The following is a 24178-nucleotide window of genomic DNA, read 5'->3' as shown; positions in this document are numbered from 1 at the left end:
ATTAGATTTTGTGGTAACCAAAATCGATTACCACAAAATCACCTTAACTATTTTTTATTAAAGGAGGGTTTTTATGTCTACTGTTCAGAATGATCAAATTGATAACATAACAGATGGAATGCATCTTCTAGTCCAAGCATTTAAAAAAAATGAAATTGATACAATTTATGGATTAGTTGGAATTCCTGTAACAGACTTAGCAAGACATGCTCAAGAAGAAGGAATTAGATACATCGGATTTAGGCATGAACAATCTGCAGGTAATGCTGCAGCAATTAGTGGGTATTTAACAAAGAAACCTGGCATATGTCTAACTGTTTCAGCCCCAGGATTTCTAAATGGATTAACTGCTTTAGCAAATGCAACAGTTAACGGTTTTCCTATGATTCAAATAAGTGGTTCTAGCGATAGAGCAATCATTGATTTACAACAAGGAGACTATGAAGAACTCGATCAAATGAATGTAGCTAAGGCGTTTGCTAAAGCTGCATATAGAATCAATAAACCAGAAGATATTGCAATTGGACTAGCTAGAGCTATTCGTGCAGCAACGTCTGGAAGACCAGGTGGAGTTTATTTAGATGTAACAACAGCTCTATTGGGAAGTGTTATTGATAAAGCTGAAGCTGAAAAAACTTTATTCAAAGTTGAAACCCCTGCACCTAAATCTATTCCAAGTTCTGACTCTATAATAAAAGCTTTAGAACTATTATCAAAATCTAAGAAACCATTAGTTTTATTAGGTAAAGGAGCTGCTTATTCACAAGCTGACAATTTGATAAAAGAATTCTTAGAAAAAACTGGAATTCCATATTTACCAATGTCTATGGCTAAAGGATTACTTTCTGATGATCATCCACAATGCGCTGCTGCTGCACGTTCACTTGTATTAAAAAATGCTGACACAGTTATGCTTATAGGAGCTAGATTAAATTGGCTTTTAAGTCATGGAAAAGGGAAACATTGGAATCCTGACGTTCGTTTTATTCAATTAGAAATTGACCCTAAAGAAATTGATAGCAATCGTCCAATCGAAGTTCCTGTAGTAGGAGATATTGAATCTAGTATGGAACTATTAGTTAGTGGATTGGAAAAAATATCAATAAAAACTGATCCAACTTGGATTCAAGATATTGAAAATGATAAAGAAACAAATATAGAAAAAATGACAACAAAATTAGAGACAGTAACTTCTCCTATGAATTATTACAATGCTTTAAAAATAGTTAAAGAAGTAGTCGATTCTCATAAAGATATATATTTAGTTAACGAAGGAGCAAACACATTAGATGATACAAGAAATGTAGTTAATATGTATTATCCAAGAAGACGTCTTGATTGTGGAACTTGGGGAGTAATGGGAATTGGAATGGGATTTGCAATTGGTGCAGCAATTACAAGTGGAAAACCTATTTTAGCTATTGAAGGAGATAGTGCATTTGGATTTAGTGGAATGGAAATAGAAACAATTTGTAGATATAAATTACCAATTACTATTGTAATCTTTAACAACGGTGGAATTTATCGTGGTGATCACAAAAATTTAGGCGGAGGAACAGATCCTTCTCCAACAACTCTTATGGCTTCTGCAAGATATGATAAGCTTATTGAAGCTTTCGGAGGAACACCATACAATGCAACAACACAAGACGAACTAAAAGATGCAATTACAAAAGGCATTGAATCTTTAAAGCCAACTTTAATTAATTGTGTTATAGACACTGAAACTGGAACAGAAAGTGGACATATAACTTCTTTAAATCCAAAAACTGGAGTAAAAAGCTAACAATAAAAGGCTAAAAAATAAAAAGGAGTTGGTAATATGTGGAATATTATAATGAAAGATATAATTCCTATTTTCGTCATAATGCTTTTAGGATTTTATGCAGGTAAAAGTAAAGCTTTTAATCAAGATAATGCTAGAAGTTTTAACAAGTTAGTTTTAAACTATGCACTTCCTGCAGCTTTATTCGTATCAATCGTAAAAGCTGATAGACATATGTTATTTGAAGATATCAAATTAACATTGGTAAGTACATTTGTTATCGTAGGTGTTTTTATGTGGTCATTCTTTAGTTGCTATAAATTCTTTAAGCATACAAAAGGAGAAGCCGCTGTTTGTGCATTGATTGCAGGATCACCTACTATCGGATTTTTAGGATTTGCAGTTCTAGACCCAATATTTGGAGCAACTGCTAATACAGGGCTTGTTGTAGCAATAGTTTCTATAGTTGTAAATGCAATTACAATACCTATTGGTTTATCTTTACTTAATCCTGGCGGAGCAAAAGTTCAAAATCAACTTATAAAAGATTTAAGTAGTGAAACTGGAATAAAAAAAGATATTGATGAATTTGAACAAGAGATGCAAAAATTAGAAAAAAATCCAGTTATAAGTGCATTGACACAACCAGTTGCATGGGCTCCTATCCTAGCGGTTATAATTGTTTTATTAGGAATAGAATTTCCACCAATATTAGATCCAAACTTTGAGTTAATTTCAAAGGCAAACTCAGGGGTAGCTGTATTCGCTGCTGGATTAACATTATCTGGATTAAAATTCGAGTTCGATTTAGAAATTATTTATAATACATTTATAAAATTAATATTAATGCCAGGACTTTTATTAATTGTTGGATTATTAGTAAAATTAGATCCGATTCATCTTCAGATGCTTGTTCTTTCAGGAGCTTTACCACCAGCATTTTCTGGAATTATAATAAGTAGTCGTTATCAAGTTTATGTTCGTACAGGAACTTCATCTCTAGCGGTAAGTGTACTTCTATTTATGGTTGCAGCACCATTCTGGATTTGGGTAACAAGATTAGCTTCAACATGGAATATTTAAATTTCTACGTTAGCTAAAATATTGATACGTGAGGAGAGTATTTTATGAATAAAAGAAGTTTAATATTTTCTTTAATCCTATCTTCAGTATTGTATAATAAAGCTTTTGCAGAACTTAAAAGTACAGAGATAGGAAATAGCATCGAGAACTCTTATAAAAAAAGAATAAAGCAAGAAGAAAATTTATTACAAGAGTCTTTTATACCTTATGGGGAAGTTGGAACAATATTTACAATCTATGGAAATTCAGGGAAATATAAAACAGCAACATCTCATCCAATGCTTTATTTAGATTATAATTTTGCTCCACAATGGTCATTATTTTTCGAATGGAATAGATTATCAAATATTTATAGTGGAGATTATGAAAAAGACAGCAATAAATCTAATCATGATTTTAGTGTTCCTAAAGGGCATTTTGAATATGTTCATAAAAACTTTTTCAATACAAAAGCTGTTTGGAGAACTCAAGTAGGGGCAAGACAGACAAACTTTTTCAAATCATCAGACGATAAGTACTGGACTTGGATTAGTTCATCAGTAGATTTTTATAAATATTTTCCTAGAACTGAAAATTTTGAAGTTTTACAATTTGCTATACAGCCACTTTATTTTTATGGATCATATGTTAAATCTAGTCCCAATGGTCATATGAACCATGCAGCTCTTAATTTATTAACACAATTTAAAATTTACGAAGATTTTAAATTTCAATTTAATGGTTATCTATCAAAAGAATGGTATAATGGAGATTTTAAAGTAGATAAAAAAGATGAAATGAATTATTTTGCAATTGTTTCTTGGCTTGAATATTCTAAGAATATATATCAATTTAATGAAAAAACAAATCTTCAATTTAATTTTTCTACTGGATTTGATCCATATATTTTCACCAATAACAGTGAAAAAGGATGGAAACCAACTTTTTGGATAATTGATCATGGATATGGATGGTTATGGCCTGCAAAATTAGATAGTGATAAAAGTTATTCAAATATGTTTAATGCCTTTGTTCTACCACAGTTTAAGCTAACATATAATCATTCTCAAGATTTAAGTATGGATTTATTTGCACAAGTAAAGTATTCAAATCAAGTTTGGGGTTCTTCTCAAAAAGATTGGAAACTTCAACCACAAGGTGGAATAAGTGTAACTTATAAATTTTAATAGAAAAGCTGAAATAAAATATTTTATTTCAGCTTTTTTAATTTTAAAACATTTTTGTCTAAAAGTTCCACTAATTGGGTATTTTAAAAATTTATAAAAAATAATTTCAAAAAAATAACCTCGTAAAATCAATTTTGAGGTGCCTCAAAAACTAATTAGGTATAAAAATTATATTCTTAAAATTAGTACATTTTTTATAATGTACTAATTATTGAACATTTTTCTAGTTCTTTTTTAGTTGTCTTTTGCGTTTTTTTATTCTCTTATAATAGATTTACAATTTACAGATTATATGATACGCTAAAGAGCAAAAAATAAAAAGGAGTTAATTCTAATTATGAAAAAAAGAGCGTTTTATATTTTAAATATTTTTCTAATTTTATCAATTCAGTTACTAGCTTTAAATTTCACTGAAAATAAAAAAATTGAAGAAATATTTGAAAAAAATAAGTTAGAAGGAACTTTTGTACTTTATGATGTACAAAATGATAGTTTCACTGGTTATAACAAAAAAAGAGCAGAAGTACAATTTTATCCAGCTTCTACTTTTAAAATTTATAATTCTCTAATTGGGTTAAATACTGGAGCAGTTAAAAATGTAGACGATATTTTCTATAAATATAACGGTGAGAAAGTATTTTTAAAAAGTTGGGCTCAAGATTCGAATTTAAGATACGCTATTAAGGTTTCACAAGTTCCAGCTTATCAATTACTAGCTAGAAAAATTGGGACAAAAAAAATGCAAGAAGAAATCAATAAATTAAATTTTGGAAATAAAAAAATTGGAAAAGATGTTGATCAATTTTGGTTAAGAGGACCTCTAAAAATTAGTGCAGTAGAGCAATGTGAGTTATTAACTAAATTAGCCACAAATGAACTACCGTATGCTAAAGATATTCAAAAACAAGTTCAAGAGATAACAATTTTAGAAAAGACTAAAGAGTGGACTCTACACGGAAAAACTGGCTGGGCAACTTCAAATATAGAAATTCCAGTTGGATGGTTTATTGGTTGGGTAGAAAAAGATGGCAAGATATATAGTTTTGCTATAAATTTAGATATGAAAGAAGGTAAAGATTTACCTAAGCGTGAAGAAATGGTAAAAGAGTCTTTAAAGGCTTTAAATATTATGTAAAATTAGATAAAAAAAGGAGAAAATTATTTCTCCTTTTTTATCAAGACGCCCCGAGAAAACCTCGTCCTCTATATTAGGGCGGTGGGAGTTCACTATCTACTTATATAGTTTATTAAAGCTTCTGTTGTTTTACAAAGCTCATTAATATCTAATGATTCATTTACAGTGTGTACATCATACATTCCTACTCCAATAATAATCGAATTATATCCTCTTTCAGCAAATATATTACTGTCAGATCCTCCACCTATAACTTGAAGTTGAGTTTCAACTCCCATAGCCTCATAAATTTTTGCAAAAGAGTTTGCAAATTTTAAATCATCAATTGGTTTTAATGCTGGGAAATCACAAACCTCTTTAAATTCAAACTCTCCACCAAAAGAGTTAACAGCATCTTCACAACACTTCTTATACCCTTCTAAAGTTTTTAAAATTGTCTCTTTTGAATGCCCTCTAACCTCTCCAGTTGCAACACATAAGTCAGCAACAACATTACTTGGAAAATTTGATTCGATTGTTCCCATATTTGATGTAGTTAAAGAATCTATTCTTCCCATTTTCATATTTCCAATTGCCATTGATGCTAATTGAATAGCGTTTAATCCCTTTTCAGGTTCTATTCCTGCATGAGCTTTTCTTCCTTTAAAAGTTATTCTAAAGTTATATCTACTTGGTGCTGTATGAGCAATTAATCCAGCTCTTCCTGCGTTATCTATAACAATAGTATCCTTTGCTGGAATCATATGAGGTGGAACACTATTCCAATCTATATTTTTTGCTCCAAGCATTGCATTTTCTTCACAAGGAGTTAAAATTAAATAGATATCTTCATGACTAACACCAGTCTCAATTATAGTTCTTAAAGTTTCAATAATTGATGCTATTCCACCTTTGTCATCTCCACCTAAAGTTGTAGTTCCATCAGTTTTAATAATATCCCCTTCAATTATAGGATTAACACCCTTTGACGGTTCAACTACATCTGTATGAGCTGCTAAAGTAATCCCTTTTCCATCAATATTTCCTTTTAATTTTCCAAATATTGTAGGTGCTGTTCCACCATAATTTACATATCCATTATCTAAATATATTTCAAGACCCATTTCCTCTAAAAGAGCGACTAAGTAATCAGTATATTCCTTTTCTTTTAACGATGGTGAGTGTATTTTTATCATCTCTATAAAATTAGATACCATTCTATCTCTATTCATTTTAACCTCTCTTAACTATAAAATTTATAATTTTAATTAAGCTGCTTGAGCTTGTGTTTGTGCTTCTTTTGCCATAAGTATTTTAGCATAGTAGATTGTTGCAAATACTGCTACTACTGTTACTAAGAATGCTGGTTTTCCTGGAATAAAATCTACAACTTTGATCATTATAAATGATACTGCTAAAGAGAATACTGCAGCTTTTGGTGATTTCATTGCAAATTGAGTGAAAACTCCTCCAAATAGTGCTGGTATTATAAGATTTAACATTTGCATAAATGATGGCGGTAAAGCTGATAAAATTGTTTCTCCAGCTATTATTGAAAGAACTAAGAAGAATGCTCCAACCCAAATTGAAACTCCAATTCCTATTGTTCCCATAATTGATCCTTCGTCTGTTCCTGCTAAGTGTCCTGATGCTTCTTGTGCTGATATTGCAGCTGGTATTCTCATATTTACAAGGTTACCTGATAAGAACCCCATATATAATCCTGCTCTTCCAACTATTGGATAGTAACTAATTGGCTCACTAAACCAGAAAGCTCCAGATACAGATATTTGAGAAATTGCTCCTGCAGCTATTGCTGCTAATCCTGGGTTAAATCCAAAATAAAATGTCATTAACATTGCTGGAGCAAGTGATGCAAGTACTCCTAATAATATTGTAATTCTACCAATTTTAGTTACTTCGTCTATATATTTATCATAAATATTCATATGTTTGTTCCTCCTAATCTAACTAGTTTAATATTATACCAAAAATGTTCCTACGAAAGCTCCACCAAACATAGATATTGTTAAACTCCATTCTTTTAACCAACCTATATTTTTCTTTGTTCCAACTGTCATTGAAATAAACATTAATAATGCTCCAACAAGAGCTGATATAGTAATATTTGGATTTTTATTATACTGCATTAAATTTCCAACATTAAAGAATGCAAATGATCCTAACATTGCTCCTAATCCTATTGCTGGAAGTAAAGCTTTTCTACCATTTGTTAATAATCCATTAACTTTATCCATCTTGTGTGCAAAGAAAAATACAAATATTAAACATCCTAATAATCCTAAAGCCATTGTCCAAAGTGCATTTGTAAATACAACTGGAAACATATCCATACTTAATTCATGTCCCATTGCTTTTGCTCCAAAGTTAGCAGCCATTGCTTCATAGTTTGAACCACCTATTAAGCTTAATCTAACAAATGATACAGCTGATCCCATTGTTACTATTAGAGCTAATAAACTTCCAACAACACCCATTGCTGGTCCAACACTTGCTAAAGCACTTGTTTTTATTCCTTTTTTCATGCTTTCATCTGTAATTCCTAATTTCTTTCCAGTTTCAATAGCTTTCTTTATGATAAGCCCCGATTGAACTAATACTAATGCCACTCCCAATATAGCTACACCCCACATTAAATGGTGAGTTGCATATTGCATGTGCCCTAATTTTTCCATAATTTCCCTCCCTAGTTGAAATAACCTTAATAGGTCTTTAAATATTTATATCACTTTTGTACTTATAATACAATATTTTTTTATAAAAAGAACACATTTTCCCGTATAAATCCACTTAAAATGAAAAATTAAATCATTTTAGGACAAAATTTTTTTAAAATTTCATATTTTCCAATAAATTGTCCCAAATTAAGGGTGTTAAATAAAAAACACATCGATAAGAATACCGATGTGTAGTAGTTATTATCAAAAATTTTACAATTAACTTCTAAATTCTATTTCTTAAATTTTCTAAAACGCTCATTTTATCCCCCGTAATTTTTATTGTTTCTGTTAACTTAAAATTTATTGAAACTACTCCAATCCTTTGAGGTATAATAGTTATTCGACCAACCAATATTCCCTCAGGAAAGAAGCAGTTTTTAACTATGTATATTAATAATATCTCTTGTTCTCGTTGTTTCTCTAAATACCTTTATCGTTTTGGTAAAAACAATCTTAGACATCAGAAATACCAATGCAAAGAATGCGCTAGACAATTCTCTGTTAATTCTAAACCCGGTGATAATAGGCGCTCATATCCTAAATGTCCTACTTGTAATTCAGGAACATATTTACATCATGATTATCTTTACTATTCTAGATTTAAATGTAATTCTAGAAAGTGCAATCATATTTATATTGCAATAAAAAGGACTTCTAATTTTGACAGTATTTCTTCTGAATTTAAATCTAAAACAATTAATATCAAATATTTTAACAAAGAAAAAGAATATTCTTTATGAGGCATAGACAAGCTATGTCTTTTTGTGATATCATTTTTTTACAAAAATATTTCAAGTCGAAAATCTTTATCCCTTTTCAAAGAACTGGACCTATTTTTCATCTTTAGTTAACAGATTCACTACTTTTATTACAATATTTTTTTGAAAAATCAAGCATTCTCCTTTCACAAAAATTTGCAGGGTTTTCTAGCGAAATCTTACAATCTATTATATCAGTCACAAATGTTAAGGTTAAAGATAATTGGAAAAAAATCCATAGCTTTTTTAATAGCAATTTAAATACATCTAATGTTAAGGTTAAAGCGTCATCTTTTTTATCAAAAGTTACATCCTTAATTTATTTAAATACATCTAATGTTAAGGTTAAAGTTATAACTGTTAAAGAGTCTATTTTTATACTTGATAAATTTAAATACATCTAATGTTAAGGTTAAAGCATAGCTTCATCAGCATTGACAAGAGAAATATTCAAATTTAAATACATCTAATGTTAAGGTTAAAGATTTAATAAACTATCTAAAACTAAAGGTACCTCCATATTTAAATACATCTAATGTTAAGGTTAAAGGTGGTTGGACTCACAGAGTGTTGACTCCGATGCTGTCATTTAAATACATCTAATGTTAAGGTTAAAGAACAGTATTTAGAGAATGTTCGGATTCGTTTTCCATATTTAAATACATCTAATGTTAAGGTTAAAGGTTTACTTGCTAACTCATAATCTAGTTTCTGACTTTATTTAAATACATCTAATGTTAAGGTTAAAGTCATCCTGCTTGTCTATAAAATCAGTTTTAAAATAAATTTAAATACATCTAATGTTAAGGTTAAAGATAAAATAAAGGTATAAATTATTAGGAGGTTATATAATTTAAATACATCTAATGTTAAGGTTAAAGTAAACAACAAGAATAATAATGTCCTGGATAAAATCAAATTTAAATACATCTAATGTTAAGGTTAAAGTTTTGGAAAGTAAACTAAATCAGCCTATGACTATATTTAAATACATCTAATGTTAAGGTTAAAGATATTTTTAAATCCATTTTCTAAATATTCTCTTCTAATTTAAATACATCTAATGTTAAGGTTAAAGGAACTCTCCTGTAAAAGATAAAGTTGGGATAATTTGATTTAAATACATCTAATGTTAAGGTTAAAGTATAGAGCTAGAAGTAAAAAATGGTGGAATTACAGCATTTAAATACATCTAATGTTAAGGTTAAAGTTAATTCAATAGTTTCTCCTTTTATCAAAGGTTTATTTAAATACATCTAATGTTAAGGTTAAAGAAAATCTACATACTTACAAAATGGTTGTAATAGCTTATTTAAATACATCTAATGTTAAGGTTAAAGTCTCACTCTCTTTATAGTACTTACTATTCCTAGCATTTAAATACATCTAATGTTAAGGTTAAAGTAGATACAAGCAGAAGTGATTGTGATGATTCCCCATTTAAATACATCTAATGTTAAGGTTAAAGTTACATCTTCTGCTGTATATAAATCTATTGCGTTATTTAAATACATCTAATGTTAAGGTTAAAGCTTACTTTGCCCCAGAATATTATAGATGCAATGTAATTTAAATACATCTAATGTTAAGGTTAAAGACCCTTTTTAATCAATTTGTCACTCTTTTTTTTAAATTTAAATACATCTAATGTTAAGGTTAAAGTTTTTATCAACAAACATAATCACATTATGATTTTCATTTAAATACATCTAATGTTAAGGTTAAAGTAGATATGGTGTCAATACTCATGGTTTAGAGACGTATTTAAATACATCTAATGTTAAGGTTAAAGGAAGTGAAAGTGGATAGTTTTCGTGGCTGTACTCATTTAAATACATCTAATGTTAAGGTTAAAGAGTTGTTTCAAACTTACCAAAGTTGTGAATTTCTACATTTAAATACATCTAATGTTAAGGTTAAAGATTCAGTTAATCAAACAAGCAGCAATTAAAGCTAAATTTAAATACATCTAATGTTAAGGTTAAAGGCAAGTAAATAAAGAGGGTTATAAAAGTAAAAAGACTGAATTTAGCCTATAAATAAGCGATTTCTCTGATTTTTTCCAACTGATAGATAATTTTGCAAAAGATACTCTTTTTATTTAATTGAAGAGACTTCTTTATTTTTCACTTGGAAAATTACAAAAATATAGATTCGCCATCTTTTTTATTTGTACCTATAATTTTTTCTTCAAAATTATAGGTTCCATAAAGTTTTATTATATTAATAAAATCATAATTTTGATCAATTACTTTATTAAGTTCATCCTCAATTTTAATTATATTAGCAGGTATAATAGCTCCTCTAAACACCGATTTTTGATGGTGACTTAAGTATTTTTTACAAATTTTAAAAACTTTATTTACTCTTTTTTCCCCTACATCATAAAATAAAAAAATATAATTATAATTTTTTCCCATTTATTTTTTCTCCTTCAAAGAAAATGGATTGAATTCAAAATCCTCAAGAATATACTTCAATAGTTTATATCCATCATATTTAATAGCTTTTAAATATGAAACATTTCTAAGTAAAGTTGTATGCTTAAAAGTCTCATTAAATTTTGATTCTAAAGCCTCTAAAAAAATTTTTTTCCCACTTTCGTTTAATAGACAATAATTTAAGTTTTTATCAAAATGCTTTTCAACACTTAATTTTCTATTATTTACACAATCAAAGATTGTTTTAAAAACTATAACCGGTTTAAAAACTTCTGATAAGTCTAAACTTAAAGAGAATCGTCTTTCTTGTGGAGAATGTAAAAAAGAGATTCTTTGATCAAGGTGAGTTTGATATATTTGTCCCATTGTTTTTGTATAGAGTATTGTATTTCCAAAAGAAATAAGAGCATTTAAAGGGTTATCAGGAGGTCTTTTAACTCTCTTATTAAAAACAAAATCTTCCCGAAGAAATACTGAAAACGAGTTATAAAAACGATACCAAATATCTGCCTCTGTTAAGAGAATCTCAGAAATATCATTGCTATTTTCTAATTTTTTTGGCATCTCATCTTTTAACCAATCTAGAAATTCTTTAAGTTCTTCTTTTCCGTGACGATAATAATGATATAACACCTCATGAATATTATTTGCAATCCCTAAAACGATAGCTTTAGCTATGAGTTCTCTTTTTTCATTAAAAGCTTCAACTTGTTTAATAACAGCTTTTCCACTCATATACTTTTCACGAGGATAAAAAGTTCCACTATATCCCTCATAATGATTAAAAAGATGAAGAATAATATTATTTTTACTTAAAAAATCAATAACTTTTGTATTAAAAGAAACTTCATCTAAACAATAAATTTCATCTATCCCCTCAATTGGAATGTAGTTATTTCCATTACTATTTTTAAAATTTAAAGAGTTGTCTTGTCTATGAAGTTCACCTTTTGATAATATATATTTTGTCCCCATTTTTGACCTCCTTCTTTAAATATAACAGAAAGCATAATAAGCACATTTTTTACATTTATTATTTTTTTCAATAGCAGGTGGAGTTGAATTTGAAACTAAAATTTTTATTTCAGAAATAATATCTTCTAACTCTTTTTCAGATGAATCATCTAATAAAATTTCATGATTTTTCTTATCTACTTTATTTTTTTCTAAAAAAGTAAGTCTTCCCTTTTTTATAACTCCTTTCTCCTTAAGCTTTTTCAAATAAAATAGTAGTTGAAATCTACTGGCATTAAAGTCAGCATCACTTTTTTTTATTTCAGTAACAAATTCACCTTTGATTTTATCCAATTTAATATTATCAATCTCTATTTCTTCTGTATTGTGTCTTTCATGAAGCGCTTTACCAATCTTTACAAGACCGCTTTCATCTTCGAGATTAATTCTGTGATAATGGAGATAACACTGTCTTTTACAGTGGATATAATAGTTTATAATTGTTCCTGTGATATTATTCATAATAGCTCCTTTCACAAAAATTCTATAAATGATTTTTCTCCTTCAAATTTTTCCCGATTAAATTTCATTTTTCCGTTAAATTCAATAAAATAATCCGTTGTGTTTTCGATATAGAAAATATTTCCTATATTATCAGAATAAGATTTGTTTAAAGTTTTAACTTTGTAGATAAAATAATCCATTTTTTCCATAAGATTTGATAATTTTACTCTTTTTTCAGAGTAGGAAATAGCATTATTTTCTAATAACTCTTTATATTCATGCCATACTTCGTAACCTTTGATAGTTTTGTTATCAATGTTAATTTCTCTATTAAGAAAGATAGAAACGTCCTCTCTTTTTTCTATTAATTTTAATCTTTCAGAAATATTTTTAAAATTTAAGGTAAAGAGAGAATCTTTTTTAAACTTATCAATATTCTTAGTATTCATTTTTATAGCTTCTTTATTGAGAGAAGCTATAATTTGATTATAATACTCTTTAAAATCTTTATTTATTAAGATTTTTTTTATTTTATCTGAGTTTAAAGTGTTTTCATAATCACTTCTTACATCATTTTTATAAACATCTTTTGGTTTGTCGATTTCAAAAAAATAAACTTTTCCACTTTTTTTACAAGATCTATTTACTCTTCCTAAAAATTGTTCTTCTGAATCCAAGATAGATATATTTTTATATCCTACATCCATATCAATATCTACACCAGCTTCTATAACTTGGGTAGATATTAAAATAATAGGAGAATTTTCATTTTTAATTTTTGAAATAATCTCCTTTCTTTCAACTTTATTATCATCTCCAGTTAGAAGTTCTAAATTTAAGTTGATATTTTCATCTAATAAAAGTTTAAAAAATTCAAATGCAGTTTTCTTTTTAATAAATTCAACAACTATTTTTTTATTTTCATTATAATTTTCAATTACACTATCTTTTAATAATTTTAATTTTTTTGAGTTATCACATTTTTTTAAATCCTCTAAAAAAGAATAATCAATTTCAACTCTTTTAGAAAATAGTTCATTTTGATAATATTTATTTATGTTAGAAATCAATGGAGTAAAAACAGTCTTATTTAAAGAACAATCTATTAAATCATCAATTTTAGGCAATGTTGCAGACATAATTATAAATTTAATATTTAAAACTTTTGAAAAATAATTTAAAAAGATTGCAATCTCCTTCCAAATATTATTCTTATAAGCTTGAATTTCATCTATAATAACAATACTATTTGCAATTTGAAATAGTGGAAAATGAGACTCTCTATCTAAACCAAAAAGATAGTTAAAAAAATTGACATGAGTTGTTAAAACTATAGGTGAATGTATAAATTGCCTATCTAAAAGAAACTTTTCATAATCTATTTTTTCACCAGATTCTAATTTTATTTCACTTTCACTTTCTTTAAAAAGAGGAGTTATGCTATTAATAATACTTACATCTTTATTATAAGTTTCAATACCTAAAATATCTTTAAGACTTTCTCCAGTTTGTTCAACTAAGGTATTGAATGGAAAAATATAAAAAAGCTTATTTAAATTTTGGTTTTGCTTTAATAGGTTAAAAGCTAAATTAATTGAACAAATAGTTTTTCCACTTCCAGTAGGAGCTTCAAGAAAATAGATATTACTATCTAAATTTTTTTCTAAATTATATTGTGATTCTAAGAAAAGCTCGCTTCTTAATACATTTATTGGAATATTTTTAAATGGATTCTCCTCTTTATTTTCTTTAAAGTTTTTATATTTATTTATTCCTTCAAAAACTTTTGTATTTTTAAAATTATCTAAATAAGGATTTACATTTTTTAAGAGTCCAATATCCTCTATAGGAGATTTATTCATAAATTCTGATGTCGAGTAAAAATCAGCAGATACCAAAAGTGAATATAGAAGCTTTACATAGATATAAAGATTTAAAAAATCCCAATCATTTTTTTCAAAACACTTTAAAGAATCTTGAAGCCATTTAATAACCTGACTAATATCTTCACCAGTATCATCTAGTTTTAAAAGATTAAATAACGAATCTCTTTTATCTTTTAAATCTTCATATGAATCTAAAAAAGAGTTTAAAAATGTCATAAACTCATCTAAAGAACCATGATGTTTTGATATTATATACATATTAAGAAAAAGGAAAATTAGCATATCTTCATGAGATTCTAAAACATTGTCTATGTAGTAATCAAAATATATTTTAGTTGATAGTGGAGAGTGATTTGTTGTAAAATTTTCCTTTTTTTTAAAGTTTTTATTTTTCATCTTAAAAATTTGAAAATTTTCATTGATCTTTCCAATATCATGGAAAATAATAGTGTCAAAAAACATATTTTTCCAAAATTCAAAATCTTTCTTATCCTTAAAAAAACTATGTCCTAAATTATTGATTACCTCCTCCAAGTTTTTCTCATGTATTATTTTTTTTACATATTTTTCAGTTAAATAAATATGATCTTTAAGGAGTTCTACTCTCTCTTTTGAAATATGGGCATAAAATTTTTCAAAGTTATCAACAAAACTAAACATATTTATCTCTCCTTTGACCTTTATTTACATCTAATGTTAGGGTTAAATTTTTCTTAAAAGAAAAAAAGATTTAGATCATTGCATCTATATATATCTTTAAAACATTGTAGTTTTAAATTAAAGTTAGTATGCAAAAATTTTTGGTAGATATATTGATTTGTAATCTTCTCTAATTTATATGGAAGCCTTTCCTCATATTTAAAATACTCTCCTCTTACTCTTTGAGGCTGACTAATAGTTTCTATACTAGCTTTATCTATAAGACTATGTATTTCATAAGTATCTTCAATATTTTCAATATCTAAAATTTCAACATCTTTTACATTAGCAATATGATCATTTTTTCCTAAATAAGGAATATATGTAAAGTGATATTTTAATAATCGTTCCTCTAAAGTCTTTAAAAGACCAGAGCCATTATCTAATAAAATATAGATATCCCATTCAGGATTTTCAAGCCACTGTTCTTTTATAATAAGGTTTCCACCCTCTTCAAAGCTTGCATATCCAACGCTATTATTAAAAACTTGAATTTTTTTAGTTAATGAAATATTTTTTGGAACAATGCTAATCTTTAAATCTTTAAGATTTTCATAGAATTCTGGATATATAGAAGGGTTAATCTTTCGTTTTTGTTGATTGTATCCTTCCAACCCTAAAATAGCTCCCAAAATACCTAGAAGGGAAACTTTGTGTATATTAGAATATGTAAAATAAATATAACTATTAACATCAGGTTTTTTAAAGAAAGCTGTTTGTCCACTTAAGTTAAATTTTAAAGCTTTCATTTTTACACCTCTTCTCTAGTAAAGATATTATAATACTTTGCTCCTTCTATTGTTTTTTCAATCTCAGTATTATATGGGTTATAATAAACCTCAATTGACTTTATTGATTCTTTAAATGAGTTTAAAAGTTCTGAAAATTTAAAAATAAATCTATTTTTGTCATTATCTATTTTTTCAAATTCAACTAAATTTCCTAAATCAGGTAAATATTGATTTTCATCCGCTTCTATAAATACAGCAAGTTCATTTTCACATCCAACTTTACTATTTGTATTAAAAGATGTTGCAGATACTAAAGCTACCCTTTTGAATTTAGCATAGTCCTCTTCAGTATAACCTTCAGTTACACCCATTGCCTTAAATTCATCATAAGCTCTTGGATTTATAGCAAAATGATATATGTAATGTGCTTCATTACTTACAATTTTACTTCCCAAAGTTGAATTATCATCATCAGAGTTTTTAGAGTTTCTAAATGGAGATAAAATTGATTGTTCCTCTGCTATACTATCAATATATTTATTGAACCCTTGAGTAATTTGTACAGCTCCTGTGATACTTAAATTTTTCCCCTCTTCAGCAAAGGTAGCTCCAAAGTTTTTAACATCAGTTGCTAAAAATAGATTTTTTAGAACATTTTCAATGCTTTTTTCTTTTTTTAAATCCTCAGCATTAAATATTTGCTCGTATCTCTCTTTTAAACTACGAGGTCTTAATTTAGTTTCTCCTTTTTCATTATCTATTTTATATGATTTTATATATAGGATCTTTTCATTCTCATTTTCCCACATCTTTTTCATAGGATATTTTAAGGCTTTATCACTACCAAAAATAGATCCATCAGATGTTGTTTTGGGATACCCTGTAAAATCAGCATTCCAGTTTGCCATAATTGACTTTATTCCAATAATACCATAAACTCTTTTTTTCATAATTAATTTTCCTCCTTAAAATATATTAAAGAATTAAAAAGATACCCTAACATTAAATATTTCTCATTAATCTTAGAAGTACAGTCATAGGCTAAAATCATTCCATATAGATTATTAAATCTTTTGCTATTTGAATCTATTCTGTAATTATACTTTTTAAATAATTTTTGAAGTTCATCTTTTAATTTTTGTGGATTTTTACAATTAATAATAGGATTAATTAAAGAATGTTTTTTCTCAGCACTTTTACTAAGAGATATAAAATACTTAGCAAGCTGTCCTGCAGCCATAAAGTATTCTTCATCAGAATTGATTTCTTTAGTTATATTAGAGTTTATTTTTTCACTTAAAGAATCAAAAATATTGTTAGCTATAACTTTCATATCTTCCTCCCTATTGAATATATATTTACATATTGATATATATAGATTAAATTGTTCACAAGCTTTAAATTCATATGGTTTGATAGTTTTATTATTAAGAATAGTATTTTTAATAATTTTTAATCCAACTTTTTCAAAATTTGCTTTTAAAAAAGTTTCATTTTTTTTGAAAAATAAATCTTCCCATATATTTTTACTTTGTCCTAACAAATCTTTAGATATAACTACATGTTTAGGTAAGGTTATATCTTTAAGAGAATTAAAATAATTTGTAGTTAAACAGTTTTCATAAAAAATATCATTAATTAATTTTTGAAGAACATTTTCATTAGTTATAGTTTTATAATAGTCTGGAATATCTCCTTTATAAGGAAGATTAAACAGATCTCGATTAATTATTTTAATATTAATTTCTTTATCTTTTAAAATTTCAAAATCAACAATTTGAGGTTCAGCTCCTTTATTAGGCTTAGGCCTATTAACTCTTAAAAAATAACCTGATTTAGTTTTTTCTGGAAACTGTTCATATCCATTTATTCCATCTTCAAAGCTTAAATAGATATTATTTTTATGTTGTCCTAGAAAACTTTTAAGATAGTCAAAAAAATATTTTTGTTCAAGAACTTCGCTACTATCTATCAAATATGGTATGGTATTTTTTCTAGACATATTTTTTAAAAATATCTTATCAGAGTTCAAGGTTATATTATTATTAGGTAGTCCATAAATAATATTATCAATCTCTACATTAAACATATTATTATTATAAATATTTGGAATAGTGTATTTTTCACACTCTTTTTCAAAATTTTCAAGAGGAAAATCAAAAAATATCTTTAGGTAACTCTTATCAGCTTTTAAGCTATCATCTATATCTAAATCCTCTTTTAATCTGTTATTGATATCAGAAATATTTTTATTAAGAATATTATCTTCAATCCAAGAATTAATATAAATAACATCATCAGCGTTTACTTTACCTAGTCTTTTTTCAATCTCTAGATACAAATTAAGTTTCTTTTTATCATTTTTATATTTTAAGTTTGGATTTAAAAGATTAGAATAATAATAATCAATTCTCTCCTTTTTTAACTTATCTTCTAAGGAGTCTTTTTTTATAAAAAAACTATAGATATTGTTAGAATGAATAACTTTTTTCATATCTATTGGTTTCTTAATATCTATTAGAGAGCTCAAATAATCTAAATTTGCAAAGTATCTATATTCTTTATCTTTTGTACTATCTTTTCTTACTTCTAGATATTTTTTTATTTTTCCAGTTTTATTATCAACTAAAATGTAGCTTCCATAACTTAAAGGATAGTCATCTGTAATAAAAGTTATTTTATTATGCTCATTACTTTTACTTAAATACTCTGACCTAGTTTTTTTAAAAATTTCTATACAATCTTTTAGCATTTTTCACCCCGCTATCTATTTAAATTAAATAAATTTTGCATTAACATATCCAAATCCTCGAGCGCCAAGCTCTAAAAGACCTGTTGAAAAAATAATCCATCCTAACTTTTGAGCAAATTCATTATCTTCAAGCTCAATTTGTAATTTATCTCCTAAAAGAGTTATATTTTTATATTTTGTTCCTATTGGAATTCTATTTTTAAAATCTATCTTTTTTATAAAATCAAAATTTTCATCTAGCTTAGTATTGAAAAAGAAATTATATTTTTTTATAGCATTTTCTTTTATTCTTTTTTCAAATGTTTCAAATGTTTCATGCTCCTTCCAATATCCATTATCAAATTTGCATACAGCGGGAGTTATACTATAAATTTCCAATATATGTTTTTTATTTATTAAGATACTTTTAGCTGTAAGAATTTGAATATCATCATTTCTTAACCCCGGCAATGCCTCTTTAAAAAATTTATTAAATTCATCCCCAAAAACTCTCAATTTTATAGTGTATATATTTTCAGATTTATAAATTGATTTTTCTAAAGGATAAAAACTATTAAAAACATAGTTTTTAAATTTGATAGATTTATGATAATCTTTCATATCCTCATTTTTTAAAAATGAGAGATCAATTAAATTTGCTATCTTTTCTAAGGCACTTTCTTTTGAAATATCTTTTAATAAATATACTTTTAAATCAATTTCATATGTGTTCAAAATAATATCCCTCCTTCTATATACTATTCTTAGAGTATTACTTAATTTTATAAATTTAATATTAAATTATACCTCATATTTTAGAAGTTATCTATTTGAAATATTCTTAAAAGTTTTTAAAATTTCTTCTAGTATAAAAAATAAAGATAACTTTCCTAATAAATTATACAAATATATTTTTTCTAAATTAGTAATATTGTTTTTTGGAGATAAAAAAGGTGATTTTTTAGTATAATAAAATCTTTTTTAAAGGAGAAATATCTATGGAGCTATATAAAGATATCGAATCTTTAGTTTTTAAAAAAAGTAATAAAAAATATTCAATAAAAGTTTTTAGGGTATATTATCCCAAAAGATATGAAATAGGAGCTTTAGATAGAAAGACAAGAGATGAAATATATGAGTTTAAAAATGGAGTATCTTTTGATAAATTTCTTATTGAAATAAAGGAATGGCTTATAGAAAATTATGGAACTTACAAGTTAAATGGGGTAACTTTTCTTCCTATACCAGCATCTAATAAAAGAGTAAATGAAAAGAGATATAAGAAATTTTGTGAGCTTTTATGTGAAGAGTTAAAAATTGAAAATGGATATAATTATATAAGTATGAAAGAAAATAACTCTCCCAATCATTTAAAAGATGATATGAGGGCTAAGAAATATGAGTTTATATTGAATGAAGATAAATTAAAGGGAAAATATCTTATAGTTTTTGATGATATATTAACTTCTGGAAAAACTTTTTACTCTTTAGTTACTACTTTAGAAAGTTTAAATTGTAAAATTAGATTAGTTATGTTTTTAGCTAGAACAATAAAACAAGAGGACTATGTTGAAGGGTACTTTACGATTTATAAAAGATAGAAGCTAACCTTTTTAGTTATTAAATTGATTTTTAATTAAATATTTTGTAAACTTTCAAGTTGGGATTATTTCATCACTACTAGCTAATATAGTTTTAAACGAATTAGACTGGTGGATACATAAACAATGATTGGAACTAAAAACTAGACGAGAATATTCTAATCTTGCTAATAAAGAGAGAGCTCTTAAGGATACAAACTTAAGAGAAGTTAGAATTGTTAGATACGCAGATGACTTTAAGCTTTTTGTAGAGATAGAGGTTCAGCGGAAAAGATGTTCAAACTAGTTAAAATATTCTTGAGGGATAGATTGAAACTAGAAATTTCAGAAAAGAAATCGAAAATCTAAGAAAAGAGTTTAGTACTTTTTTAGGAATAAAATTCAAGGCTGTTAAGAATAGGAAAAAGCTATGCTTAGCAGCTAACAATGCTACTAATGCAGAATGCGCATTTGAAGCTTTAGAGACTTTAAAAAATGACCTTCCTGAGCTTGTGACAACTCTTAGAAGTTAGTAATTCTAGATCTGTTTATCCTAGTGAAGATGCTTTATTAAAGATCCTTTTTCTTTCTAGTAAAAATATTATGAAAAAATGGAACCAAAAAGTCAGAGGTTGAGAAGGAATCCTAAGAATGTTATCAAATAGAGTACGGAAAATGTTTAGAAAAATATTTGAAATAAAAAAAGCTATCTTAGCAAGAAGTACCTTGGAGTAATTAATCTAAGATAGCCTATTTGGACATTTAAAATTTGATAGCTAAGAAGTCAATTTACACTAAATTTGGTATAGTCCCAATCTTACACCGTATCTATTATATTTTCATTCCCAGATACTTTTGCCCATCCTACTGATGCAATTCCAATATCTAAACCTAATTTAAATTTTCTCCAGGAAAAACTCTTCATCTCTATCCTACTAACTTTAGTCTTCTTGGCCACTCCCCCAAGCCCACACATTTTTTATGAAAGAAAAAAGCCAGCGACTGACATCCCTATCCCTCACTGAAGATATGTGCCTCATCGCTGGATCTACTCGCCGAATATTGGCTCTCGCAGTAAGCAGAGTTTCTTGAGTAAAAAATTACTATTTATTTTCCTAATTTTTTTACAAATTCATCTAACCAAATTGGTAGATTTGAATCTTTATATAATATATTATTATTTTTTATATAAACTTTTGTGATTAAAACATCTGTATTATCATAAATAGTTATTTTATCACAATATTCACTTATTTTTGCAAGATTTTCTCTAGATTCATAAAATCTTCTCTCTATAGATTCCTCGGGAATTCCATGTCCACCTTTCAAAACTCTTTGATGAACTCTCTCTTTAGCAATATCTGATGAATTAACACTTACAAAATGTAAATCAATATTATATCCTAACTCTTTAGCTTTTTTTATTGTTCTTAAAATTGAATTTCCACAAAGAGTTGTTTCTTGGTTAAAAGTAATTTTATTCTCAAAAAACTCTTTAATTTTAGCTAAGGCAATTCTTCCTGCTTTCATTTGATCTGTATCTCTTTTCCAATCCCCAATCTCTTTAACAATTTCGTCAGTATTGATTCTTTTACCTAAGAAATCTTTTTCTGTCGTTAAAATAAGATTATTATATAAACTGGATTTACCAGCTCCATTAACTCCAGCAAAGATAGTATATGTCGGTTTTAGCATATGTATCTCCTTAAAACTTGTTTTGGTTAATTACTTTTTCCATTCCTTTTTGTAAAAAGAAATTTTTCATATTAACATAAAACTCTTTCTCTTCTTCCGATTTAGAGTTTTCTAAAAGATAAAAGAATTCATCATTGGTCATAGAGGCTTCTTGACATATTTTATATATATTATCTAAGATTTTTTTATCCATCTCAATCTCTCCTTAAAAAATTTAATAATTTTATTATATACTATTTTACATAGAAAATCAAATTCTTACATTTGCTTATTTATCTTTATAAAATTTACTACTAGATTAAAAAAGCAGCTCGCCTTAGCCAGTCCGTTGTTTATAGTAGCCTACCTTGGTAGCTAGGACTCACATATTTCTTTAGATGCTATACTCATATTTTTAAAAACATCTATATACTTAGGAATTTCTGCTAACAAGTAATCTATTGAAGCTCCCCATGATTCTTCATTATATATATCAAATTCCACACTTTTCATAATCATACTTGATTTGTTGTCTTCTAAATTTCTCCATTCTAATTTAGAGCCAATTTGACCTTCTATTTCTAATTTTTTACTTTCAAAAAGTTTATAATACTCTTTATTACTATCAATATAAACCTTTACAGTTAAAGTTTTCTTTCTACTATCTATAGAAATATATAAGTGATAATCTTTACAAATAGCAACATCTATACCTGCTGTTTTAATTAATCTATATTGATCTGAAGATAATTTTCTTTTTATTAAAGCTACTTTTATAAAAGCACTCCAATATTTTTGTTGTAAATCTTTTAAGTTCATAAATTACTCCTTTTTAAATTACTCCATTTTCTTTTAATTTACCCAAATCGTTTTTTATACTCAATACAATAGATTCAATTAATTTTTTAAGTTTATCTTCATCTCTCAAAATACTAGCTAGTTTTGAATCAAGTTTATTGAAATCAACTGTTTCTAAAGAGGTTTCATCTAAATAATAATATTTTCACCCTAACCACTAATCAGTTATTTTCAATCTCTATTCTCAAGTATATAAAATTTTTTTATTTTATAAAATTTATTTTAGATTATCATTTTTAATTTTTCCAATTAGATAATTTTTCTTAAAAGCTAAGATAAAATCTAAATTTAAAGGATTATATATAATTTCAGCAACTTCTCCTAAATATCTTTTTAAATAAGTTATATCATTAAAAATAGTATTATGTATTTGAATACCATACGAATGTATTTTTCTTTTTATTCTTGGGAGAAAAATATTTAATTTGAAGAGAAGCATTAATAAATTATTATCTTCAGTTTCTATAAATGTAGGCAAATTTTTATTAACCTTTAAATAGTTACTCAAAAAATCATAGAGATTTTCATATGTAATATTATTCTTTAAATTTTTTTCAATGTCACTATTCAAAAAATTTATAAATCTCTCAATTTCTTTATTTTCATGGGTAAAATCATGAATTTTTAAAGATAAAGAATCATTAATTTGTTTTTTTATATTATTAGATAGTTTAAAACTAGAGTCATTTAAAATTTCTTTTGGTAAATAAGTTACGTTGTATTTAAGAAGTCCTAGAATAATACTTTCTCTTAAAAAAGCTAATATATTTTGGGAATTAGTAAGTGAAAATTCAATATGAAAATCAATTATATCTAAATCAGAAGCATTGAAAATTAGAAAAATAATAGGTAATTTTTTTGTATTGTTAATTTCAATGAAATTATAAGATATAAAGGATTTTAAAATATACACATCCCCATTTTTTATATTTTTATTAATTTCAGTACTAGATTTGTTTTTTAAATATTCATCTAAATTTAACATTTGTATAAAATGTATTAAAGCTTATATTAGAGTTAAAATTATTTTTTAGGTCATTATAAATTGTTTGTAAAGAATTATTTTTATTTTCTAAGTAAAAATTCCTAATAGTTACAAGTAAAGTATTGTCGACTTTTCGGAAGGAATTTTTATCACTTCGTTCTTTTAAATTTAGCGCTTCTGTTCCATCATCTCTAAATTTTTTTATCCATCTTTTTAAAGTACTATATGGAATATTCTCTTCATATGATATTTCTTTTAAAGTTTTTTTATTTTCTAAAAACATTTTAATAATTTTAAGTTTATTGATATTATTGTTACTTTTCATAAACCTCCAAAGATTAATAAATATTGTATTATATAGTATTACAATACTATTATTTTAAAATATTGTCAATATATGGCTCATTTAATTTCGAAAAAACTTGACAAAAATATATAAATTATATACTATTGTGAATGTAAAGTGTATTTTAAAAAAACTTATTGTTTAATAAAAGGGAGGAAAATG

Annotated in this window: 23 protein-coding genes and 1 CRISPR repeat array; of the genes, 7 read left to right on the top strand and 16 right to left on the bottom strand. The window is 26.3% G+C overall.

The annotated features are described in order from the left end of the window. Positions 1-73 precede the first annotated feature (73 nt). The 4 genes from oxc (at position 74) to blaOXA (ending at position 5149) form a co-directional block, all read left to right on the top strand. Positions 74-1786, top strand: coding sequence for an oxalyl-CoA decarboxylase (oxc, locus tag NON08_RS13230; protein WP_256692089.1), 1713 nt, complete (start codon positions 74-76; stop codon positions 1784-1786). A gap of 36 nt (positions 1787-1822) precedes the next feature. Beyond that, the gene (locus NON08_RS13225; protein ID WP_256692088.1) at positions 1823-2848 is read left to right on the top strand and encodes an AEC family transporter; all 1026 of its coding nucleotides are present in this window, start codon (positions 1823-1825) and stop codon (positions 2846-2848) included. 44 nt (positions 2849-2892) lie between these two features. Beyond that, a complete protein-coding gene (locus NON08_RS13220) occupies positions 2893-4014 on the top strand; it encodes a hypothetical protein (RefSeq protein ID WP_256692087.1) in 1122 nt (373 codons plus the stop codon). Between the two features lie 337 nt (positions 4015-4351). Then, positions 4352-5149, top strand: coding sequence for a class D beta-lactamase (blaOXA, locus tag NON08_RS13215; protein WP_256692086.1), 798 nt, complete (start codon positions 4352-4354; stop codon positions 5147-5149). Positions 5150-5241: 92 nt separating this feature from the next. On the opposite strand, the gene NON08_RS13210 is transcribed toward blaOXA, so the two are convergent. From NON08_RS13210 to NON08_RS13200, 3 genes are read right to left on the bottom strand one after another with little or no spacing between them, the layout of a single operon-like run. After that, positions 5242-6360 (bottom strand): M20/M25/M40 family metallo-hydrolase, encoded by a 1119-nt coding sequence (locus NON08_RS13210; protein WP_256692085.1) that lies wholly within the window; start codon positions 6358-6360, stop codon positions 5242-5244. A 36-nt stretch (positions 6361-6396) separates the two neighbouring features. After that, positions 6397-7077 carry a hypothetical protein gene (locus NON08_RS13205; protein ID WP_256692084.1) on the bottom strand — a complete coding sequence of 227 codons (681 nt, stop codon included), beginning with the start codon at positions 7075-7077 and terminating at the stop codon, positions 6397-6399. Between the two features lie 33 nt (positions 7078-7110). Beyond that, positions 7111-7824, bottom strand: a complete 714-nt coding sequence (locus tag NON08_RS13200; RefSeq protein WP_256692083.1) for a DUF5058 family protein — start codon at positions 7822-7824, stop codon at positions 7111-7113. A 428-nt stretch (positions 7825-8252) separates the two neighbouring features. Here NON08_RS13200 and NON08_RS15140 point away from each other — a divergent pair, with 428 nt between their 5' ends. Beyond that, entirely contained in the window at positions 8253-8609 is a 357-nt protein-coding gene (locus NON08_RS15140) for an IS1 family transposase (RefSeq protein WP_413774061.1), read from the top strand. Between the two features lie 273 nt (positions 8610-8882). After that, a CRISPR array of direct repeats spans positions 8883-10614; the repeat unit is 30 nt; unit sequence ATTTAAATACATCTAATGTTAAGGTTAAAG. A gap of 151 nt (positions 10615-10765) precedes the next feature. Here NON08_RS15140 and cas2 read toward each other — a convergent pair. From cas2 to NON08_RS13160, 8 genes are read right to left on the bottom strand one after another with little or no spacing between them, the layout of a single operon-like run. Further along, positions 10766-11047: a CRISPR-associated endonuclease Cas2 gene (cas2, locus tag NON08_RS13195; protein ID WP_256692082.1), complete on the bottom strand. Its 282-nt coding sequence runs from the start codon at positions 11045-11047 to the stop codon at positions 10766-10768. Continuing rightward, the gene (cas1b, locus tag NON08_RS13190) at positions 11048-12043 is read right to left on the bottom strand and encodes a type I-B CRISPR-associated endonuclease Cas1b (RefSeq protein ID WP_256692081.1); all 996 of its coding nucleotides are present in this window, start codon (positions 12041-12043) and stop codon (positions 11048-11050) included. Positions 12044-12058: 15 nt separating this feature from the next. Continuing rightward, the gene (cas4, locus tag NON08_RS13185; RefSeq protein WP_256692080.1) at positions 12059-12544 is read right to left on the bottom strand and encodes a CRISPR-associated protein Cas4; all 486 of its coding nucleotides are present in this window, start codon (positions 12542-12544) and stop codon (positions 12059-12061) included. Between the two features lie 11 nt (positions 12545-12555). After that, positions 12556-15072, bottom strand: coding sequence for a CRISPR-associated helicase Cas3' (cas3, locus tag NON08_RS13180; protein ID WP_256692079.1), 2517 nt, complete (start codon positions 15070-15072; stop codon positions 12556-12558). 53 nt (positions 15073-15125) lie between these two features. Then, positions 15126-15860, bottom strand: coding sequence for a type I-B CRISPR-associated protein Cas5b (cas5b, locus tag NON08_RS13175; RefSeq protein WP_256692078.1), 735 nt, complete (start codon positions 15858-15860; stop codon positions 15126-15128). A gap of 2 nt (positions 15861-15862) precedes the next feature. Continuing rightward, positions 15863-16792, bottom strand: coding sequence for a type I CRISPR-associated protein Cas7 (locus NON08_RS13170; RefSeq protein ID WP_256692077.1), 930 nt, complete (start codon positions 16790-16792; stop codon positions 15863-15865). 2 nt (positions 16793-16794) lie between these two features. Beyond that, positions 16795-18594: a hypothetical protein gene (locus NON08_RS13165; protein WP_256692076.1), complete on the bottom strand. Its 1800-nt coding sequence runs from the start codon at positions 18592-18594 to the stop codon at positions 16795-16797. 24 nt (positions 18595-18618) lie between these two features. Beyond that, positions 18619-19308, bottom strand: coding sequence for a CRISPR-associated endoribonuclease Cas6 (locus NON08_RS13160; RefSeq protein WP_256692075.1), 690 nt, complete (start codon positions 19306-19308; stop codon positions 18619-18621). A gap of 263 nt (positions 19309-19571) precedes the next feature. On the opposite strand from NON08_RS13160, the gene NON08_RS13155 reads away from it, so the two are divergent. Both NON08_RS13155 and NON08_RS13150 read left to right on the top strand, forming a co-directional pair. Beyond that, positions 19572-20174 carry a hypothetical protein gene (locus NON08_RS13155; RefSeq protein ID WP_256692074.1) on the top strand — a complete coding sequence of 201 codons (603 nt, stop codon included), beginning with the start codon at positions 19572-19574 and terminating at the stop codon, positions 20172-20174. A gap of 130 nt (positions 20175-20304) precedes the next feature. Beyond that, complete coding sequence (locus NON08_RS13150; protein ID WP_256692073.1) at positions 20305-20460, top strand: hypothetical protein; 156 nt, start codon at positions 20305-20307, stop codon at positions 20458-20460. Between the two features lie 800 nt (positions 20461-21260). Here the strand turns inward: NON08_RS13150 and NON08_RS13145 are convergent. The 5 genes from NON08_RS13145 to NON08_RS13125 all read right to left on the bottom strand — a co-directional run bounded on the left by NON08_RS13145 (position 21261) and on the right by NON08_RS13125 (position 23995). After that, complete coding sequence (locus NON08_RS13145; protein WP_256692072.1) at positions 21261-21848, bottom strand: zeta toxin family protein; 588 nt, start codon at positions 21846-21848, stop codon at positions 21261-21263. A 10-nt stretch (positions 21849-21858) separates the two neighbouring features. Beyond that, a complete protein-coding gene (locus NON08_RS13140; protein WP_256691928.1) occupies positions 21859-22041 on the bottom strand; it encodes a hypothetical protein in 183 nt (60 codons plus the stop codon). A 161-nt stretch (positions 22042-22202) separates the two neighbouring features. After that, on the bottom strand, positions 22203-22646 hold the full coding sequence (locus tag NON08_RS13135) for a DUF4268 domain-containing protein (RefSeq protein WP_256692071.1): 444 nt from the start codon (positions 22644-22646) through the stop codon (positions 22203-22205). Positions 22647-22902: 256 nt separating this feature from the next. After that, a complete protein-coding gene (locus NON08_RS13130) occupies positions 22903-23670 on the bottom strand; it encodes a Mu transposase C-terminal domain-containing protein (RefSeq protein ID WP_256692070.1) in 768 nt (255 codons plus the stop codon). Further along, positions 23654-23995, bottom strand: coding sequence for a helix-turn-helix domain-containing protein (locus NON08_RS13125; protein WP_256692069.1), 342 nt, complete (start codon positions 23993-23995; stop codon positions 23654-23656). Before NON08_RS13125 ends, NON08_RS13130 begins: the two co-directional genes overlap by 17 nt. Positions 23996-24178 lie beyond the last annotated feature (183 nt).

Source organism: Cetobacterium sp. NK01 (genome assembly GCF_024506395.1).
Lineage (GTDB): Bacteria > Fusobacteriota > Fusobacteriia > Fusobacteriales > Fusobacteriaceae > Cetobacterium_A > Cetobacterium_A somerae_A.
Note: the sequence above shows the minus strand (reverse complement) of the source record. Positions and strands in the feature narration are given on the sequence as shown.

What these genes read in the sequence shown, in the direction of transcription:
- NON08_RS13135 (WP_256692071.1), bottom strand. Translation starts at nt 22,646, where the DNA reads ATGAACTTAAAAGATTTACAACAAAAATATTGGAGTGCTTTTATAAAA.
- cas3 (WP_256692079.1), bottom strand. Translation starts at nt 15,072, where the DNA reads ATGTTTAGTTTTGTTGATAACTTTGAAAAATTTTATGCCCATATTTCA.
- NON08_RS15140 (WP_413774061.1), top strand. Translation starts at nt 8,253, where the DNA reads ATGTATATTAATAATATCTCTTGTTCTCGTTGTTTCTCTAAATACCTT.
- NON08_RS13145 (WP_256692072.1), bottom strand. Translation starts at nt 21,848, where the DNA reads ATGCTAAAACCGACATATACTATCTTTGCTGGAGTTAATGGAGCTGGT.
- cas2 (WP_256692082.1), bottom strand. Translation starts at nt 11,047, where the DNA reads ATGGGAAAAAATTATAATTATATTTTTTTATTTTATGATGTAGGGGAA.
- NON08_RS13210 (WP_256692085.1), bottom strand. Translation starts at nt 6,360, where the DNA reads ATGAATAGAGATAGAATGGTATCTAATTTTATAGAGATGATAAAAATA.
- NON08_RS13225 (WP_256692088.1), top strand. Translation starts at nt 1,823, where the DNA reads ATGTGGAATATTATAATGAAAGATATAATTCCTATTTTCGTCATAATG.
- cas5b (WP_256692078.1), bottom strand. Translation starts at nt 15,860, where the DNA reads ATGAAAGCTTTAAAATTTAACTTAAGTGGACAAACAGCTTTCTTTAAA.
- NON08_RS13125 (WP_256692069.1), bottom strand. Translation starts at nt 23,995, where the DNA reads ATGAAAAGTAACAATAATATCAATAAACTTAAAATTATTAAAATGTTT.
- cas4 (WP_256692080.1), bottom strand. Translation starts at nt 12,544, where the DNA reads ATGAATAATATCACAGGAACAATTATAAACTATTATATCCACTGTAAA.
- NON08_RS13155 (WP_256692074.1), top strand. Translation starts at nt 19,572, where the DNA reads ATGGAGCTATATAAAGATATCGAATCTTTAGTTTTTAAAAAAAGTAAT.
- NON08_RS13130 (WP_256692070.1), bottom strand. Translation starts at nt 23,670, where the DNA reads ATGTTAAATTTAGATGAATATTTAAAAAACAAATCTAGTACTGAAATT.
- NON08_RS13170 (WP_256692077.1), bottom strand. Translation starts at nt 16,792, where the DNA reads ATGAAAAAAAGAGTTTATGGTATTATTGGAATAAAGTCAATTATGGCA.
- NON08_RS13220 (WP_256692087.1), top strand. Translation starts at nt 2,893, where the DNA reads ATGAATAAAAGAAGTTTAATATTTTCTTTAATCCTATCTTCAGTATTG.
- NON08_RS13200 (WP_256692083.1), bottom strand. Translation starts at nt 7,824, where the DNA reads ATGGAAAAATTAGGGCACATGCAATATGCAACTCACCATTTAATGTGG.
- blaOXA (WP_256692086.1), top strand. Translation starts at nt 4,352, where the DNA reads ATGAAAAAAAGAGCGTTTTATATTTTAAATATTTTTCTAATTTTATCA.
- NON08_RS13205 (WP_256692084.1), bottom strand. Translation starts at nt 7,077, where the DNA reads ATGAATATTTATGATAAATATATAGACGAAGTAACTAAAATTGGTAGA.
- oxc (WP_256692089.1), top strand. Translation starts at nt 74, where the DNA reads ATGTCTACTGTTCAGAATGATCAAATTGATAACATAACAGATGGAATG.
- cas1b (WP_256692081.1), bottom strand. Translation starts at nt 12,043, where the DNA reads ATGGGGACAAAATATATATTATCAAAAGGTGAACTTCATAGACAAGAC.
- NON08_RS13140 (WP_256691928.1), bottom strand. Translation starts at nt 22,041, where the DNA reads ATGGATAAAAAAATCTTAGATAATATATATAAAATATGTCAAGAAGCC.
- NON08_RS13165 (WP_256692076.1), bottom strand. Translation starts at nt 18,594, where the DNA reads ATGCTAAAAGATTGTATAGAAATTTTTAAAAAAACTAGGTCAGAGTAT.